The 16,014-nt window shown below is 69.0% G+C and carries 19 protein-coding genes; 17 read left to right on the forward strand and 2 right to left on the reverse strand.

Annotated elements, in window-relative coordinates; translation table 11 throughout:
• The first annotated feature begins 90 nt into the window (after window positions 1-90).
• Together B2869_RS10845 and B2869_RS10850 are read left to right on the forward strand one after the other, a co-directional pair.
• Window positions 91-1,704 (forward strand): acyl-CoA dehydrogenase family protein, encoded by a 1,614-nt coding sequence (locus B2869_RS10845; protein WP_292766238.1) that lies wholly within the window; start codon window positions 91-93, stop codon window positions 1,702-1,704.
• 149 nt (window positions 1,705-1,853) lie between these two features.
• The gene (locus B2869_RS10850) at window positions 1,854-2,504 is read left to right on the forward strand and encodes an MIP/aquaporin family protein (RefSeq protein ID WP_029259393.1); all 651 of its coding nucleotides are present in this window, start codon (window positions 1,854-1,856) and stop codon (window positions 2,502-2,504) included.
• Window positions 2,505-2,604: 100 nt separating this feature from the next.
• Here the strand turns inward: B2869_RS10850 and B2869_RS10855 are convergent, their stop codons facing one another.
• The gene (locus tag B2869_RS10855; RefSeq protein WP_292766243.1) at window positions 2,605-3,846 is read right to left on the reverse strand and encodes an MFS transporter; all 1,242 of its coding nucleotides are present in this window, start codon (window positions 3,844-3,846) and stop codon (window positions 2,605-2,607) included.
• 115 nt (window positions 3,847-3,961) lie between these two features.
• Between B2869_RS10855 and B2869_RS10860 the strand changes: the two genes are divergently transcribed.
• The 9 genes from B2869_RS10860 (at window position 3,962) to B2869_RS10900 (ending at window position 8,550) form a co-directional block, all read left to right on the forward strand.
• Window positions 3,962-4,423 carry a MarR family winged helix-turn-helix transcriptional regulator gene (locus B2869_RS10860; protein WP_021201629.1) on the forward strand — a complete coding sequence of 154 codons (462 nt, stop codon included), beginning with the start codon at window positions 3,962-3,964 and terminating at the stop codon, window positions 4,421-4,423.
• A 9-nt stretch (window positions 4,424-4,432) separates the two neighbouring features.
• Window positions 4,433-5,251 carry a sugar nucleotide-binding protein gene (locus tag B2869_RS10865; RefSeq protein WP_292766247.1) on the forward strand — a complete coding sequence of 273 codons (819 nt, stop codon included), beginning with the start codon at window positions 4,433-4,435 and terminating at the stop codon, window positions 5,249-5,251.
• A 9-nt stretch (window positions 5,252-5,260) separates the two neighbouring features.
• Entirely contained in the window at window positions 5,261-5,896 is a 636-nt protein-coding gene (locus B2869_RS10870) for a DUF1684 domain-containing protein (RefSeq protein WP_029259390.1), read from the forward strand.
• Window positions 5,897-6,048: 152 nt separating this feature from the next.
• Complete coding sequence (locus B2869_RS10875) at window positions 6,049-6,564, forward strand: Asp23/Gls24 family envelope stress response protein (RefSeq protein WP_029264815.1); 516 nt, start codon at window positions 6,049-6,051, stop codon at window positions 6,562-6,564.
• On the forward strand, window positions 6,561-6,749 hold the full coding sequence (locus B2869_RS10880; RefSeq protein WP_017829702.1) for a DUF2273 domain-containing protein: 189 nt from the start codon (window positions 6,561-6,563) through the stop codon (window positions 6,747-6,749). The genes B2869_RS10875 and B2869_RS10880 overlap by 4 nt, the downstream gene beginning before the upstream one ends.
• On the forward strand, window positions 6,749-7,141 hold the full coding sequence (locus tag B2869_RS10885) for a hypothetical protein (RefSeq protein WP_021201633.1): 393 nt from the start codon (window positions 6,749-6,751) through the stop codon (window positions 7,139-7,141). Before B2869_RS10880 ends, B2869_RS10885 begins: the two co-directional genes overlap by 1 nt.
• Window positions 7,138-7,722 (forward strand): DUF6286 domain-containing protein, encoded by a 585-nt coding sequence (locus B2869_RS10890; RefSeq protein ID WP_021201634.1) that lies wholly within the window; start codon window positions 7,138-7,140, stop codon window positions 7,720-7,722. Before B2869_RS10885 ends, B2869_RS10890 begins: the two co-directional genes overlap by 4 nt.
• Window positions 7,719-8,333, forward strand: a complete 615-nt coding sequence (locus B2869_RS10895; protein ID WP_292766260.1) for a hypothetical protein — start codon at window positions 7,719-7,721, stop codon at window positions 8,331-8,333. Before B2869_RS10890 ends, B2869_RS10895 begins: the two co-directional genes overlap by 4 nt.
• A 13-nt stretch (window positions 8,334-8,346) precedes the next feature.
• Window positions 8,347-8,550, forward strand: coding sequence for a hypothetical protein (locus tag B2869_RS10900; RefSeq protein WP_021201636.1), 204 nt, complete (start codon window positions 8,347-8,349; stop codon window positions 8,548-8,550).
• 21 nt (window positions 8,551-8,571) lie between these two features.
• Here B2869_RS10900 and B2869_RS10905 read toward each other — a convergent pair whose 3' ends face one another.
• Window positions 8,572-9,576: a LacI family DNA-binding transcriptional regulator gene (locus B2869_RS10905; RefSeq protein ID WP_029259386.1), complete on the reverse strand. Its 1,005-nt coding sequence runs from the start codon at window positions 9,574-9,576 to the stop codon at window positions 8,572-8,574.
• Window positions 9,577-9,737: 161 nt separating this feature from the next.
• On the opposite strand from B2869_RS10905, the gene B2869_RS10910 reads away from it, so the two are divergent.
• The 6 genes from B2869_RS10910 to rhaI are packed head-to-tail and all read left to right on the forward strand — an operon-like array spanning window position 9,738 to window position 15,990.
• Window positions 9,738-11,264 carry a sugar ABC transporter ATP-binding protein gene (locus B2869_RS10910; protein WP_029259385.1) on the forward strand — a complete coding sequence of 509 codons (1,527 nt, stop codon included), beginning with the start codon at window positions 9,738-9,740 and terminating at the stop codon, window positions 11,262-11,264.
• A gap of 23 nt (window positions 11,265-11,287) precedes the next feature.
• Complete coding sequence (locus B2869_RS10915) at window positions 11,288-12,280, forward strand: ABC transporter permease (protein WP_036271616.1); 993 nt, start codon at window positions 11,288-11,290, stop codon at window positions 12,278-12,280.
• Window positions 12,277-13,329 (forward strand): ABC transporter permease, encoded by a 1,053-nt coding sequence (locus B2869_RS10920; RefSeq protein ID WP_292766273.1) that lies wholly within the window; start codon window positions 12,277-12,279, stop codon window positions 13,327-13,329. The genes B2869_RS10915 and B2869_RS10920 overlap by 4 nt, the downstream gene beginning before the upstream one ends.
• Window positions 13,330-13,374: 45 nt before the next feature.
• Window positions 13,375-14,406: a rhamnose ABC transporter substrate-binding protein gene (rhaS, locus tag B2869_RS10925; RefSeq protein WP_292766275.1), complete on the forward strand. Its 1,032-nt coding sequence runs from the start codon at window positions 13,375-13,377 to the stop codon at window positions 14,404-14,406.
• A 58-nt stretch (window positions 14,407-14,464) separates the two neighbouring features.
• Window positions 14,465-14,827 (forward strand): L-rhamnose mutarotase, encoded by a 363-nt coding sequence (locus B2869_RS10930; protein WP_021201642.1) that lies wholly within the window; start codon window positions 14,465-14,467, stop codon window positions 14,825-14,827.
• Window positions 14,824-15,990 carry an L-rhamnose isomerase gene (gene rhaI, locus B2869_RS10935; protein WP_292766281.1) on the forward strand — a complete coding sequence of 389 codons (1,167 nt, stop codon included), beginning with the start codon at window positions 14,824-14,826 and terminating at the stop codon, window positions 15,988-15,990. The genes B2869_RS10930 and rhaI overlap by 4 nt, the downstream gene beginning before the upstream one ends.
• The last annotated feature ends 24 nt before the right edge of the window (window positions 15,991-16,014 follow it).

Genomic DNA, 16,014 nt, shown 5'->3' on the forward strand with positions numbered 1-16,014 from the left:
ACGGGGAAGGGCGAAGTGCGGCCATGGGGTTGACATCGCTCGCCCCCGCCATTGCCCCGAGATCGGTATCCGTGATTCCATCGGGGCATCGTGAGCACACACAGCGTCTTCAATCAGGCCCCGCCGCGCGTCGATGTCGACGAGTACGGGGCGAACATCGCGCTGACCGAGGCGGTGCGGCTGCACGGCGCGGAGTGGGCGGACGAGGCGTTGCGGGGCATCGGTCGTCGCGTCGGGTCGGCGGGCTTCCAGGACGACGCCCGGCGGGCGAACCGGAACGAGCCCGTGCTGCGCACGCACGACCGCTGGGGCGAGCGCATCGACGAGGTCGAGTACGACCCCGCCTATCACCGGGTCATCGGCGCAGCCGTCGCCGACGGGGCGCACACCGCCGCATTCGCGGACCCCCGTCCGGGGGCCGGCGCCGCTCGAGCCGCCACGTTCATGCTCTACGCGCAGGTCGAGCCCGGTCATGCGTGTCCGGTGTCGATGACGCATTCGGCCGTTCCCGTGATCGCTTCGCATCCGCGCCTCGCGGAGGAGTGGATGCCCCGGCTGCTGTCGCGTTCGTACGAGCCCGGACTGCGCCTCGGAAAGCCCGGCGCCCTGTTCGGCATGGCCATGACCGAGAAGCAGGGCGGGTCCGATGTGCGGGCGAACACCACGTCCGCCGTGCCGCAGGGCGACGGGCGCTATGCGCTGACCGGCCACAAGTGGTTCTGCTCCGCACCGATGTCGGACGCCTTCCTGGTGCTCGCGCAGGCGCCGGGTGGGCTGTCGTGCTTCCTGCTGCCGCGGCTGCTCGACGACGGCACGCGCAATCGGCTCCGTTTCCAGAGACTCAAGGACAAGCTGGGCAACCGGTCGAACGCCTCGAGCGAGGTGGAGTACGAGCAGGCCGAGGCGACCCTCGTGGGGGAGGAGGGGCGCGGCGTGCGCACCATCATCGAGATGGTCACCCGCACGCGGCTCGACTCGATGCTCGGCTCGCTGGCCGGCATGCGCCAGGGGGTCGCCGAGGCCGCCTGGCATGTGCGGCATCGGTCGGCGTTCGGGCGCACCCTCATCGATCAGCCCGCGATGACGGCCGTGATCGCCGACCTGCAGCTCGAGGTCGAGGCGGGGACGGCGGTCGCGATGCGGCTCGCCCGTGCGTACGACGATGACACCTCGGCACAGGATCGGGCGTTCCGCCGGCTGGCGACGGCGGTCATGAAGTACTGGGTGTGCAAGCGCGCGCCCGGCCACGCCGCCGAGGCGCTCGAGTGCCTCGGGGGCAACGGCATCACGACGGACTGGCCCCTCGAGATGCGGTACCGCGAGCAGCCGGTGATGGCGATCTGGGAGGGCTCGGGCAACGTGATCGCGCTCGACGTGCTGCGGGCGCTCGCCCGAGAACCCGAATCGCTCGATGCCTTCGACGCCGAGGTGTCGGCGGTGCGGGGCGTGGACTCCCGGTTCGACGCCCATCTGGATCGCACGAGGCGTCTGGTGGCAGAGATGGCGGCGGATCCGATGCCGGACGCCTCGGCGCGCAGGCTCGTCGAGGCCCTCGCCTTGACCCTGTCGGCGGCACAGCTGCTGCGCGCGGCGCCCGCCGCGGTCGCCGACGGGTTCATCGCCGCCCGCATCGACGAGGGTTCCGGCCTGTTCGGTGCGCTGCCCCGAGGCGTGGACAGCGCCGCGATCGCCGCTCGCGCGTAGGTTCAGCGAATTCACAGAAAGCCCGCGCGGCTCCCGATATTCCGGTCGGCGCAGCGATAGCGTCAGTGCCGCAAGAGGGGTGCGTCGACCGGAGTGAGCGGCCAAACGAGCCTCCTCTCCTACGAATCCCCAAGACAAAGGGCTCTCTCATGACTGGTACGGCACGCAAGGCGCTCGCAGAAGCGATCGCCACCTTCCTCTTCGTCCTCGCGATCATCGCGGCGGTCAACAGCGGCAGCCCGCTGACCCCGCTCGCGATCGGCTTCACCCTGATGGTGCTCGTGTACTCGACGGGTCACATCTCGGGTGCACACCTGAACCCGGCCGTCTCGGTCGGTGTGTTCCTGCGCGGCGGCCTCAGCGTCGTCGACTTCATCGCCTACCTCATCGCCCAGTTCGTCGGTGGTGCCGTGGCCGCGCTCGTCGCGCTCGCCGTGTGGCCCGCCGGCGAGAAGGCCATGATCATCGAGGTCGGGCCGGCGTTCCTCGTCGAGGCCCTCTTCACGCTGATCCTGGTGTGGGTCGTGCTCAACACCGCCACGTCGAAGGACACCGCGGGCAACTCCTTCTACGGTCTCGCGATCGGTGCGACCGTCTTCGTCGGTGCGGCCACGGTCGGATCGATCTCGGGCGGCGGCTTCAACCCGGCGGTCGCGCTCGGCCTCTCGGTCAGCGGTCACTTCGCGTGGAGCTCGCTGTGGCTGTACATCGTCGCCCCGGTCGTCGGCGCCGTGATCGCCGCGATCCTGTTCCGCGTGCTCAACACGGACGACGCCAAGAAGATCGCCGCCGCGGAGTAGCCTCCGCAGCGGGAACGAAGCGCCGCATCCTCGTCGGAGGGTGCGGCGCTTCTGCGTGGGGCGATCGTCGAATCCGTCCGACGGGTGACCGAGTGTCGGGTCAGCCGGCCGGGACCGAGGCGACGGCGGTCGGACCCGTGCCCGACGACACCGCATCGCGCGATAGTGCATCACGAGACCGTGCATCACGAGACAGAGCGCTGCGGGCACGGGCCGCCGCCACGACCATCACGACGAGCGCGATGCCGGTGAGGATCGCTCCCATCCAGATCGGCGAGGTGTAGCCGAGCCCTGCCGAGATGCCCATTCCGCCCGCCCACGCACCGAGCGCGTTGCCGATGTTGAAGGCGCCGATGTTGGCGCCGGAGGCGAGGGTGGGCGCTCCGCCGGCGTACTGCATGACGCGGCTCTGCAGCCCGGGGACCGTGCCGAACCCGAACCCGCCCATCAGGAACAGGGCGATGATCGTGGCGATGCCCGACGGCGCGGCGACCGAGAAGAGGGCGAGCACCACCACGAGGGCGGCGATGAAGATGACCAGGGTGCGGTCGATCGCACGGTCGGCGAGTCGTCCGCCCAGCCAGTTGCCGAGCACGAGGCCGGCGCCGAAGAGCACGAGCAGCCACGGCACGGTCGAGGTCGCGAAGCCGCTCACCTCGGTGAGCGTGTAGGCGATGTAGGTGAAGGCTCCGAACATCCCGCCGAACGCGAGGATCGTGACGATGAGCGAGAACCACACCTGACCGGAGCGGAAGGCGGACAGTTCGCTGCGCAGGCTGACGTGTGCGGTCGGCCGCGGGAGACGGGGGACCAGCAGCGCGATGCCGACGAAGGCCAGCACGCCGATGCCGGAGATCGCCCAGAACGTCGAGCGCCAGCCCAGCTCCTGGCCGAGGAAGGTGCCGAACGGCACGCCGAAGACGTTCGCGGCGGTGAGGCCGGTGAACATGATGGCGATGGCGCCCGCCTTCTTCTCGGGGGCGACGAGGCCGGCCGCGACGACGGAGCCGATGCCGAAGAACGCGCCGTGGCAGAGGGCGGCGATGATGCGGCCGAGCATGGCGATGCCGTAGTCGTCGGCGAGTGCGGTGAGAACGTTCCCGATGATGAACAGCACGATGAGGCCGAGCAGCACGGGCTTCTTGGGCAGCCGGGTCGCCGCGGCGGTGAGCACGAGGGCACCGACCACGACGGCCAGCGCGTAGCCGGAGATGAGCCAGCCGGCGGCGGACTCGGTGACGCCGAAGTCGTGGGCGACCTCGGGCAGCAGGCCCATGATGACGAACTCGGTGAGTCCGATGCCGAACGCCCCGATGGCGAGGGCGATCAGTCCTAGAGGCATGACGATTCTCCTGGTACATTGGTCGGGATACTTGCAGACGCGGCATATTGCGCATCGAAGGACAATGATTGCACACGCAAGTATCCAGCGCAAGCAACTATCTCGGAGGATGGCCATGGGTATCGGTGACGACGCGGTCGAGGTGCGCGCGCAGGGGTGGCGGACGCTCGCCGCCCTGCACGGCCTGATCGAGACGGCCCTCGAGCGCAGCCTGGCCGACGCCGCCTCGCTCTCGGTGGTCGAGTACACGGTGCTGGATGCGCTCGACCGTCAAGACGGATGGCATATGCGCATGCAGCAGCTCGCCCGAGCCGCGGCCCTGAGTCCCAGCGCCACGACACGCCTGGTCAACCGCCTGGAAGACCGCGGACTCCTCACCCGGATCCTCTGCGCCGACGATCGTCGGGGCATCTACACCGAGCTCACCCCCGCAGGGCGTGAGCTCTACGAGCGGGCTCGACCCATCCACGACGCCGCCCTCGAGCAGGTGCTCGAAGACGCCGCGGCGCAGCCGGAACTCGCCCCCGTCGTCGACGCGCTGCACGGCGTCGCGCTGCCGGCGCTCGCCGCGGGCTGATCGAAACGCATGCACGGCTCCGCTGCGCCCTCCTCCCGCACCCTCCTCGTCGGCTCCGGCAAGATCGCCGCGCGCCTGGCGCCACAGTTCCTCGAAAACGGCGAGGTGTACGCGCTGCGTCGAAGCGACAGTCCTCCTCCTGCGGGTGCGATCGGGATCCGCGCCGACCTGGCGGCGCCGCTCGCCGCGCGGCTTCCCGTGGTCGACCGCATGCTCGTCACGCTCCCACCCGGTGACACCCCCGCCGCCTATCGCACCGCGCTGACGCATCTCGCCGCCGCCCTGCCGGCGATGCCCGCGCGCACGGTGTTCGTGTCGTCGACCGGGGTCTTCGACGGTTCGGGGTCGGCGCGGCCGATCACCGAGCGGGACCAGCCAGAGCCCACGAGCATGCGCTCGCGAGGGCTTCTCGACGGGGAGCGGGCAGCGGTCGAGATCTTCGACGCGACGATCGTGCGGCCGGCGGGAATCTACGGACCCGGACGCGAGTACCTTCTGCGCACGGTGCGCGCGGGGGTGGCGGTGGAACATGCGCGACGTACAAACCGCATCCACGAGACCGACCTCGTCCGCACGCTCGAGATGCTGCTGCGGATGCCGGAGCCGCCACGACTCCTGCACGCCGTGGACGAGAGCCCTGCTCCGCTCGGCGACGTCGTCACGTTCATCGCACGCGAGCTGGGGGTCGAGGTGCCGCCGGATATCGCCTCGGCGGAACCGGGCGGGTTCGTCTATGACGGCACCCTCCTGCGGTCCATGCTCGGCCGCCTCGACTACCCCACCTATCGAGAGGGTTACGTCGCGATGATCGCCGGCTCGGCCGCGTAGCCTGGGGCCATGACGAACACAGCCGCACGCACCGCCATCGACGTCGTCGACTGGCGGCGTCGGGTCTTCGCCCTGTACGACGCCGTTCGGATCGCCGACTCCCCGGAGGAGGCGCACGAGCTCTGGCGGATCGAACGGGACGAACTGATGCTCCGTCATCCCGCCACCCCGCTGCTGTCGGAGGATCGGGCGCTCTTCGAAGGACTCCCGATCGCCTCGTACGATCCGCAGTGGCGATTCGAACTGCCTGTCCTCGCCGCCGATGAGGGAGGCTTCGAGTTCGCGACCGGCACCGACGGCATCGTTCCGTTCGAGCGCGTCGGTCGGGTCGAGATCCCCGACGCCGGGTCGCTCGACGTCTGGCGGCTGAAGTCCTACGGCGGCGGTCTCTTCATCCCGCTGCGTGACGCGCTCGCCGGTCGTCCCGGCGGAACCTACGGCGGCGGGCGCTACCTGATCGACACGATCAAGGGCGCCGACCTGGGGTCGGATGCGGACGGCGGCACGATCGTGCTCGACTTCAACTTCGCCTACAACCCTTCGTGCGCGTACGACCCGGCGTGGGCCTGCCCGCTCGCGCAGCCGGGCAACGTGCTCCCGGTGCCGGTCCCGGTGGGCGAGATGTACGGAACTCCGTCCTCCTGAACGTCCCTTTCCGCAGGCCGCTGCGCGGGATCCGCACTTCTTTGTGACGTTTCGGCCCTTCCGCACGTCCTATCTGCGAGCGAGCGTTTCGCTCCCGGCGGGAGTCTCATACGGGACCCGCGACCGGTCTTCAGATCGAGATGGGACACCTCATGGCAAACCAGGACCAGACCACCCCCGCTCCGGCAGAGAAGGAGCTCGCCCAGGCCGCACCGAAGGCCGCCACCGGCGCATCGCGCGTCGACCGGTCGAGCGGATTCTCCGCATCGCGCGTCCCCACGGACGCCAATGCCGCGGGCAAGACCACCATCGCCGACGGCGTGGTCGCCAAGGTCGCCGGCATCGCCGCACGTGAGGTCGCCGGCGTCTACGCGCTCGGCGGCGGCGGCGCACGTGCCTTCGGCGCGATCCGCGACGTGATCAACGCCACCGACCTCGCCCAGGGCGTCAAGGTCGAGGTGGGCGACACGCAGGCCGCCGCCGACCTGACCATCGTGGTCGAGTACCCGGCGCCGATCCAGGACGTCGCGAACAACGTCCGTGCCGCTGTCGCGGGCGCGATCAGCCGCCTGGTCGGCCTCGAGGTCGTCGAGGTCAACGTCGAGGTCAACGACGTGCACGTGCCCGGCGACGACAGCGACGAGAGCGAAGAGTCGCGAGTCTCATGAGTGCCACAACGGTCGGTGCCCTGATCGGCGCTCTCCTCGCTCTCGCCGCTCTGCTGTTCGGCTTCTGGGGATTCCTCCTCATGGCCGTCTTCGCGGGCATCGGCGCGCTCGTGGGTCGGATCGCGTCCGGCAAGCTCGACGTCCGCGGTCTCGCGGACGTCTTCACCGGGCGGCGCACCTCCTGATGCGCGCCGACCAGCACATCGCCGGCGGCGCTCCCTCGGGAGCCGCCGCCGGCGGGGCCGCGGTCCGCGGACGCGTCGAGGTGAAGGATCGCGTCTACCGCACCGTCACCGAGAAGGCGTCTGCGACGTTGATCGGGGTGCCTCGCAGCGACGTGAAGGTCGATGTCGCCGAGCACCCGCGGGGGATCAGCGTGCGGATCGCCACGCCTCTTCCCGTTCCCCGCCTGGACGACACGGCCGCGATCGCGCAGACCGTGCCCGTCCTCGAACGTGCGCGGGATCTGCAGGAGCAGCTGCAGCAGAGCCTGAGCACGATCCTCGGACGCAACGTCATCCGCATCAATCTCACCGTCACCGGTGCCACCATCCCGGAAAGGAGACGAGTGCAATGAGCACCCCGGTCCTGCGCCGTGTCATCCGACGCGAGACGCACTCGCCGCGCACCGTCGCGATGTTCGTCGCGGTCATCCTGCTCATCCTCGCCCTCGCGTACATCGGGCTCGAGATCGTGCTGAGCCTCGCCGCGCAGCCCGCACTCCTGGTCGGTCCCGCCGCGGCGGGAGGCTGGCTCATCGGGTTGCCCACCGCACAGCCCGCCGGGCTCGTGATCGCCGGCAGTGTGGTGCTCGCCCTCATCGGGCTGACCTTCGTGGTACTGGCCATCACGCCGGGGCGACTGTCCAAGCACGTGCTGGATGCCGGCGGACGCGCGGTGGTCGTCGACAACGGCGTGATCGCCAGCGCGTTGGCTCAGCACCTCGCGGAGGAGACGGGTCTCACCCGCGACAGCATCACCGTCGGTGTCGGACACCGCACCGTCGACGTGACCGTGCGCCCGGGAATCGGCGTGCCTCTCGACGCATCCGACGTGCGGGCAGCCGCCGAGGCGGAGCTGCAGTCGTATCGGCTGACCGACAGGGTTCGCACGCGGGTGCGCATCGAGCGCCCCACCGAGAAGGAAGACGAGCTGTGAACAACACCAACCGTGCGTTGAATCGCACCCTGCTCCTGATCATCGGGCTGCTGTTCCTCGCGCTCGGCGCCCTCGGCATCGCCATCATGAGCTGGCCGACGCTGTCCGACATCTGGACAGCAGGCGGCAAGGATGCGCGGTCCTGGCTGGACCAGGCGATCGCCGCGACGGCCATCGCGGGAGGAGCACTGTCGTGGATCGGCATCGGCGCGGTCGTCGCGATCGTGGTCGTGATCGTGCTGCTGATCCTCGCGCTCACGAGCATCGCCGGACGACGTTCGAAGACCGTGCTCCGGTCGACGGGAGCGCAGAACCCGCTGGGGCGTGTGACGGTCAACGAGTCGTTCGTCTCGGACGCGGTGAAGAACTCCCTCACGACGCGCGACGAGGTCCTCTCGGCGCAGGTGACGGCCAACGATGTGCGTCGCAGCCCGGTGCTGCACGTCTCCGTGACGCCGCGTCAGAACACCGACCCGCGGGAGCTCGTCGACCATGTCGACCGTCTGCTCGCCAACCTCGCTGTCCTCACCGGACGCGACACCGCGACGTTCGTCTCGATCCACACGAGCCTCCGGGCCCGGCTCGCGCACGACCAGCGCCGTCTCTCCTGAGAAAGCAGGCATCATGCGCAACAAGATCCTCCTCATCGTCGGCGTCGCCTTCGTCGCCTACATCTTCGGCAGTCGCGCGGCGACGGTGCAGATCAACAAGGGCGAGTCGGTCCGGCACCAGCTGGTGCGGTTGTGGAACGACCCCCGGGCGCGGAAGCGGCGCAAGAAGGCCGCCGAGAAGGCGTCGAAGAAGGCACGCAAGGCCCTCCGCCGCTGACGTGCGGCTGGTCGGCGTCGGTCAGACCGGGCGGGCCGTCGAATCCCGCACGACGAGCTCCGGCTGGAACACCACCCGCTCGCGCTCGGACCGCCCGCCGGCCTCTCGCAGCATCAGATCGACGGCCGTGTATCCGATGAGTTCCGCGGGCTGACGGATCGACGAGAGCGGGACGACGGCCGCGGCGGCGAAGTCGATGTCGTCGTAGCCGATGAGCGCGATCTCGTCCGGCACCCGGATGCTGCCCCGCATCATGAGCGCCTGCAGGACCCCCATGGCGAGCAGGTCGTTCGCAGCGAAGATGGCGTCGGGCCGGTCCTCCGGGGCCCGCGCGCTGAGGGTCTCTCCGGCGGCGCGGCCGGCGAGCACGCTCAGCGAGTCGGTCAGGATGACCTCGAGGGAGACCTCCGCCTCGTTCGCCGCCTTGCTGGCACCCTCGAGACGGTCGACCACCTGGCGGATGCCCATCGGCCCGCCGACGAAAGCGATGCGGCGCCGCCCCTGGGCAGCGAGGTGCTGCACGGCGAGGTAGCCGCCGCCCACGTCGTCGACCGAGACCGACGAGAAGCTCTCATCGGCGACCTCACGGTCGACGAGCACCACGGTCGTCCCGCGGTCGCGGAGACGGCGGAGACGCGGGAGGTCGTCGGCGAGGGGGGAGATGAGCAGCCCGGCGATGCGCTGCTCCTCGAACAGGTCGATGTAGGCGCGTTCGCGTTCGACCTTCTCGTCGCTGTTGCCGAGGGTCACCGTCATCCGGGCCTCGGCGGCGCGTTCCTCCGCGCCGCGGGCGATGTCGGTGAAGAACGGGTTGCGCACATCGAGCACCACGAGGCCGATCGAGCGGCTCTGGCCGGCCCGGAGCTGCCGGGCCGCATCGTTGCGCACGAACCCGAGCTTCTCGATGGCGGCCGTGACACGTTCCACCGTGGCGGGAGAGACCTTGTCCGGATGGTTCAGGACGTTCGAGACGGTCCCGACCGACACGGATGCGGCGAGAGCGACATCTCGAACACTGACGACCACGACGTATTCCTTTCCGCGGGATCCGCGAAACCTCTCCCTGAAACGTACCACTGCTCATTCCGTGACTTGACAGCAGCCCACCCAGGGTCGTAATTTACAGATGCTCCACTCTTTAAAACGATTCAATCCGCAGGGATGATCCTGCAGTTTAGGTCCGATCAATGACGATTCCCTCTGGGGCTCCCGGTGCTCCACCGGCGCTCGAGCTCCGCGACATCCGAAAGTCGTTCGGTGCGGTGGTCGCTCTCCGTTCCGGGACGCTGTCGGTCGACGGCGGTTCCATCCACGCTCTGGTCGGCGAGAACGGGGCGGGCAAGTCGACCCTCGTGAAGATCGTCGCCGGCCTGTACCAGCGCGACGAAGGGATCTTCCGGTTCCACGGCGAAGACGTGGACTTCACCTCGACCGCACAGTCCAAGAGCGCGGGCGTCGCCGTGATCTACCAGGAGCCGACGCTCTTCCCCGACCTCTCGGTCACCGAGAACATCTTCATGGGCCGCCAGCCCACGGGGCGCTTCGGACGGATCGATCGCAAGGCCATGCGGCACGAGGTCGAGCGCCTGTTCACCCGGCTCGGCGTGACCATCGACCCCGACCGTCCGGCGGAGGGCCTCTCGATCGCCGATCAGCAGGTCATCGAGATCGCGAAGGCCGTCTCGCTCGACGCGAGCCTTCTCGTCATGGACGAGCCCACCGCCGCTCTGTCCGGCGTCGAGGTCGAGCGCCTGTTCACGATCGCCCGCAGCCTCCGCGACGAGGGCCGCGCGCTCATCTTCATCTCGCACCGCTTCGACGAGGTCTTCGCCCTCTGCGACACCGTCACCGTCATGCGCGACGGCGCCTACATCGCCACCAGTGCGATCGCCGACACCTCGGTCGAGGAGATCGTGCACCAGATGGTCGGTCGAGAGGTGACCGAACTGTTCCCCAAGCAGGAGACCACGGTCGGCGCTCCGCTGCTCGAGGTGGAGAACCTCACCAGCCCCGGTGTCTTCCACGACATCTCGTTCACCGTGCGCGCGGGCGAGATCGTGGGCCTCGCCGGTCTCGTCGGAGCCGGCCGCAGCGAAGTCGCGCGTGCCGTGTTCGGGGTCGACCCCTATCGCGAGGGCACCGTCACGATGCAGGGCGCGCGCATACCGCGCAACCGCCCCACCGATGCCATGCGGGCCGGTCTCGCGCTCGTTCCCGAAGACCGCCGCAAGCAGGGGCTCGTGATCGAATCGGGTGTGGGCGGCAACATCACCCTCTCGATCCGCCGCCAGCTCGCGAAACTCGGCTTCCTCACCACCGGCATCGAGAACCGTGCCGCCCGGGAATGGGCCACCCGGCTCGAGGTCAAGACGCACGCCCTCGACACGGTCGCCGCGACGCTCTCCGGCGGCAACCAGCAGAAGGTCGTCCTCGCCAAGTGGCTCGCCACGCAGCCGAAGGTCCTCATCATCGACGAGCCGACCCGAGGCATCGACGTCGGCACCAAGTCCGAGGTGCACCGCCTGCTCTCCGAGCTCGCCGGGCAGGGCATGGGAATCCTCATGATCTCGTCCGAGTTGCCCGAAGTGCTCGGCATGGCCGACCGCGTCCTCGTCATGCGCGAGGGGCGGATCACCGCAGAGATCGCCCGCTCGGAGGCCACTTCCGAGAACGTCATGTACGCCGCGACGCACGCATCGGAGCTCTCCTCGTGACCACCGCCATCCCCGTCTCCTCGATGACGAAGAGGCTCGCAGCCCTCGGCAGGGCGCGGGAGTTCGGCATCCTCCTCGCCCTGGCGCTCGTGATCATCGCCGCGACGACGAACAACTCGAACTTCCTGTTCAGCCCCGACGGCTGGCGCGACCTGCTCCTGACGCCCTCGATCCTCGTGCTCGTCGCCGTCGGACAGGCCATCGTCCTCATCACCCGCAACGTCGACCTCTCGGTCGGCTCGGTCATGGGGCTCACCGCCTACCTCACCGGTCGCCTGTTCATCGACGTCCCCGGCATCCCGATCACGATCGTGGTGGTGGCCGCCGTCGTGTTCGGAGCCCTCCTCGGACTCATCAACGGGGCGCTGGTCGCCTTCGCCAAAGTGCCCGCCATGGTGATCACCCTCGGCACGCTCTACGCCTACCGCGGCATCAACGTGCTGTGGACCGGCAGCGACCGGGTGAACGCCTCCGACATGCCGAAGGACTTCCTCGCCCTCGGCACCGGGCAGCTCATCGGCATCCCGATCCTCACGATCGTCGCACTCATCGTGCTCGCCGCAGCCGCCTGGTACATGAAGAACACCCGCGGCGGCCGCGAGTACTACGCGATCGGATCCGATCCCGCGGCCGCGGAGCTCTACGGCCTCCGCGTCACGCGCCGCGTGCTGACCGCCTTCGTCGTCTCCGGTGCACTCGCCGGTCTCGCCGGGGTGTTCTACGCCGCCCGCTACGGCACCATCAACTCGCAGGCCGGAGCCGGGTGGGAGCTCGACGCGGTGGGCGCGGCCGTGATCGGCGGCGTCGCGATCACCGGCGGCATCGGCTCGGTCTGGGGGGCGGCGATCGGTGCGGTGCTGCTGCTCACGATCAACCGGGCCCTTCCCATCCTCGGCATCCCCGACTTCTGGCAGCGCGCCGTCGTCGGCCTCCTGATCATCGGCGCGATCGTGCTCGACCGTGTCCTCGCCGTCCGCCAGAAACGACGGCTCATCGAAGCGAGGGACAAGTCATGACCGCCGCGACCGCGACCGCGACCACCCGGGTGATCCGCGACTTCGACAAGCCGCTCTGGCGGCGTGTGCTCCTCACGAGGGAGATGGCGATCGTCGCCCTGCTCGTCCTCGTCGTCATCGCCTCCGCGAGCACGGTGCGCGGCTTCGGTCAGCCGATCACGCTCACCTACCTGCTCCTCGACATCGCCCCGATCCTCCTGATCGCCCTGCCGATGACGCTCGTCATGATCACCGGCGAGATCGACCTGTCGGTCGGCAGCATGGTGGGGCTCTCCAGCGTCGTCACCGGAGCGCTCGTGCAGGGCGGGATCCCCTTCGAGGTCGCCGCGCTCGCCGCGCTGCTCGTCGGTCTGGTCGGCGGTGCCTTCAACGGGTTCCTCGTGACCGTCGTCGGCCTGCCCTCGCTCGCGGTGACCATCGGAACCCTCGCGCTGTTCCGCGGCCTCGCGGTCGGCCTGCTCGGCACCGCGGCGGTCACGGAGTTCCCCGAGTTCTGGACCGACCTCGCCAAGGCGAAGCTCGCCGGCACGACGATCCCCGTGGTTATGATCCCCTTCCTGCTCCTGCTGGTGGGCTTCATCCTCCTGCTGCACTACACCCCGTTCGGGCGTGGTGTGTACGCGATCGGACTGTCGAAGGACGCCGCCAGGTTCTCGGGCGTGCACGTGGAGCGGACGAAGTTCATCCTCTTCGTGCTCTCCGGGGTGGTCGCCGCGTTCGCCGGGGTGTTCTACACGCTCCGCTACGGCAGTGCGCGAGGGGACAACGCCACCGGGCTCGAGCTGCAGGTGATCGCGGCCGTCGTGCTCGGAGGAGTCTCGGTGTTCGGCGGGCGGGGAAAGATCTACGGCGTCGTCGCCGCGGCCCTGCTCATCGGCTCACTCGCCAGCGCGCTGCGACTGATGAACGTGACCTCCGACGTGATCAACATCATCACCGGCGCCCTGCTGATCGTCTCGGTGGTCGCCGCCAGCTTCCTCGCCTGGCTGCAGAAGGCTCGGCGCAGACCAGGACGTTCGACCACCGGCGCCGCACCCACAGCTTCATGACGCCGACGCCGCAATAGCGGCACCCCTCACGAAAGGAACAGAACAATGATGTTTGCACGCAAGCGTGTGACCGCGTTCGCCGCCATCGCGGTGGCTGCAGCGGTCGCCCTGTCCGGGTGCGCGAGCACCGGCAGCGGAGACGGCGGCGACGGCAGCGGAGACGGCAACCTCGCCATCACCTTCCTGCCCAAGAACCTCGGAAACCCCTACTTCGACACGTCGAGCAAGGGCGGCAAGGCGGCCGTCGAGGAGTTCGGCGGCACGTTCGCCGAGGTCGGGCCGGCCGAGGCTACCCCCGATGCGCAGGTCAGCTACATCAACACGGCCACGCAGCAGGGTGTCGGAGCACTCGTCGTCTCGGCGAACGATCCGAAGGCGATCTGCGACGCGCTGAACGAAGCGCGCGACGCCGGAGTGAAGGTCGTCACCTTCGACTCCGACACCAACCCGGAATGCCGCGACGTCTTCATCAACCAGGCGGACTCCGAGGGCATCGCGAAGGTGCAGGTCGACCTGATCGCCGAGCAGATCGGCGGCGCCGGAGAGATCGCGATCCTCTCGGCATCGGCGAACGCGACGAACCAGAACGCCTGGATCGACATGATGAAGGAGTACCTCGCCAGCGATTACCCCGACATCACGCTCGTCGAGACCGTCTACGGCGACGACGACGACCAGACGTCGTTCGACAAGACCGCGGCCCTGCTGCAGACCCACCCGGACCTCAAGGGCATCATCTCGCCCACGACGGTCGGCATCGCGGCAGCCGCCCGCTACCTGTCCACCTCCGACTACAAGGGCAAGGTCGCCCTCACCGGTCTCGGCACCCCGAACCAGATGCGCGAATACGTCGAGGACGGCACCGTCACGTCGTTCGCGCTGTGGAACCCGGAAGACCTCGGCTACCTCGCGGCCTTCGCGGCGCAGGCGCTCATCGAGGGCGACATCACGGGCAAGAAGGGCGACACCTTCACCGCCGGTGACCTCGGCGAGTACACGGTCGGAGACGACGGCGTGGTGCTGCTCGGCGACCCGTTCGTGTTCAACGCCGACAACATCGGCGAGTTCGACTTCTGATGGACACCGGGCGCCCGGCCGGCACAGTGGTCGGCCGGGCGCTCGCAGAAAGGCCCTCATGACCCGCGTATGCGTCAAGCTCCAGGTGCGACCGGAGCTCCTGGACGAGTACCGCGAGCGTCACGCGCCCGTGTGGCCGGAGATGCTCGCCGAGATCGCGGCGGCCGGACGCCGCAACTACTCGCTGTTCCTCGCTCCCGACGGTGAGCTCATCGGCTACTACGAGACCGATGACGACGCCGCGGCCCAGGCGTATCTCGCCGCGTCGCCCGTCGCCGCGCGCTGGGAGGCCGAGATGAGTCGCTTCTTCGTCGGTCTCGACGGCCGACCGGACCAGGCCGCCCCCACACTTCCCGAGGTGTTCCACCTCGAAGACCAGCTCTCCTCCTCCGGTCTCCAGAACGAAAGCAGTGCATCGTGAGCATCCTCACCCCCTCGAACCTCGCCATCCTCGAGAAGCAGGGCATCGAGCTCCCCAGCTGGGCCTTCGGCAACTCCGGCACGCGTTTCAAGGTGTTCGGCACCCCCGGCACCCCGCGGGATCCGTGGGAGAAGATCGCCGACGCCGCCCAGGTCAACCGCTACACGGCACTCGCTCCCGCGGTGGCGCTGCACATCCCGTGGGACGTGGTGGACTCGTACTCCGATCTGCGCACGCACGCCGAGGATCATGGAGTCACCCTCGGCACGGTCAACTCCAACACGTTCCAGGACGATGACTACAAGTTCGGCGCCCTCACGCACGAGGACGCCGCGATCCGGCGGAAGGCGATCGACCACCACCTGGCCTGCATCGACGTGATGGATGCGACCGGCAGCCGCGACCTCAAGATCTGGCTGGCCGAGGGGTCGAACTATCCCGGCCAGGCCGACATGCGCGGGCGCCAGGACCGCCTGCAGGATTCGCTGCAGAAGATCTACGACCGCCTCGGCGACGACCAGCGCCTCGTGCTCGAGTACAAGTTCTTCGAGCCGGCGTTCTATCACACCGACGTCCCGGACTGGGGCACCTCGTACGCGCAGGTCAGCGCGCTCGGCGACAAGGCGATGGTGTGCCTCGACACGGGCCACCACGCCCCGGGCACGAACATCGAGTTCATCGTCATGCAGCTGCTGCGCCTCGGCAAGCTCGGCTCGTTCGACTTCAACTCGCGCTTCTACGCCGACGACGACCTGATCGTGGGCGCGGCCGACCCGTTCCAGCTGTTCCGCATCCTGTTCGAGGTGATCCGCGGGGGCGGCCTGAACAACCCCGACGTGGCGTTCATGCTCGACCAATGCCACAACGTCGAGGACAAGATCCCCGGCCAGATCCGCTCGGTGCTCAACGTGCAGGAGATGACGGCGCGTGCGCTGCTCGTCGACCGTGACGCGCTCGCCGCTGCCCAGAGGACGGGCGACGTGCTCGCCGCGAACGCCCTCTTCATGGATGCCTTCTACACCGACGTGCGCCCGGCCCTGGCCGAATGGCGGGAGTCGCGCGGTCTCGCCGCCGACCCGATGGCCGCCTATCTCGCCTCCGGCTACCAGGAGCGGATCGCCGCCGAGCGGGTGGGCGGAGTCCAGGCCGGCTGGGGTGCCTGACCGCAGGTCCCCTGCAGAGCAGTA

Source organism: Microbacterium sp. UBA3486, from assembly GCF_002377845.1.
In the GTDB taxonomy this organism is placed as follows: Bacteria; Actinomycetota; Actinomycetes; order Actinomycetales; family Microbacteriaceae; genus Microbacterium; species Microbacterium maritypicum_A.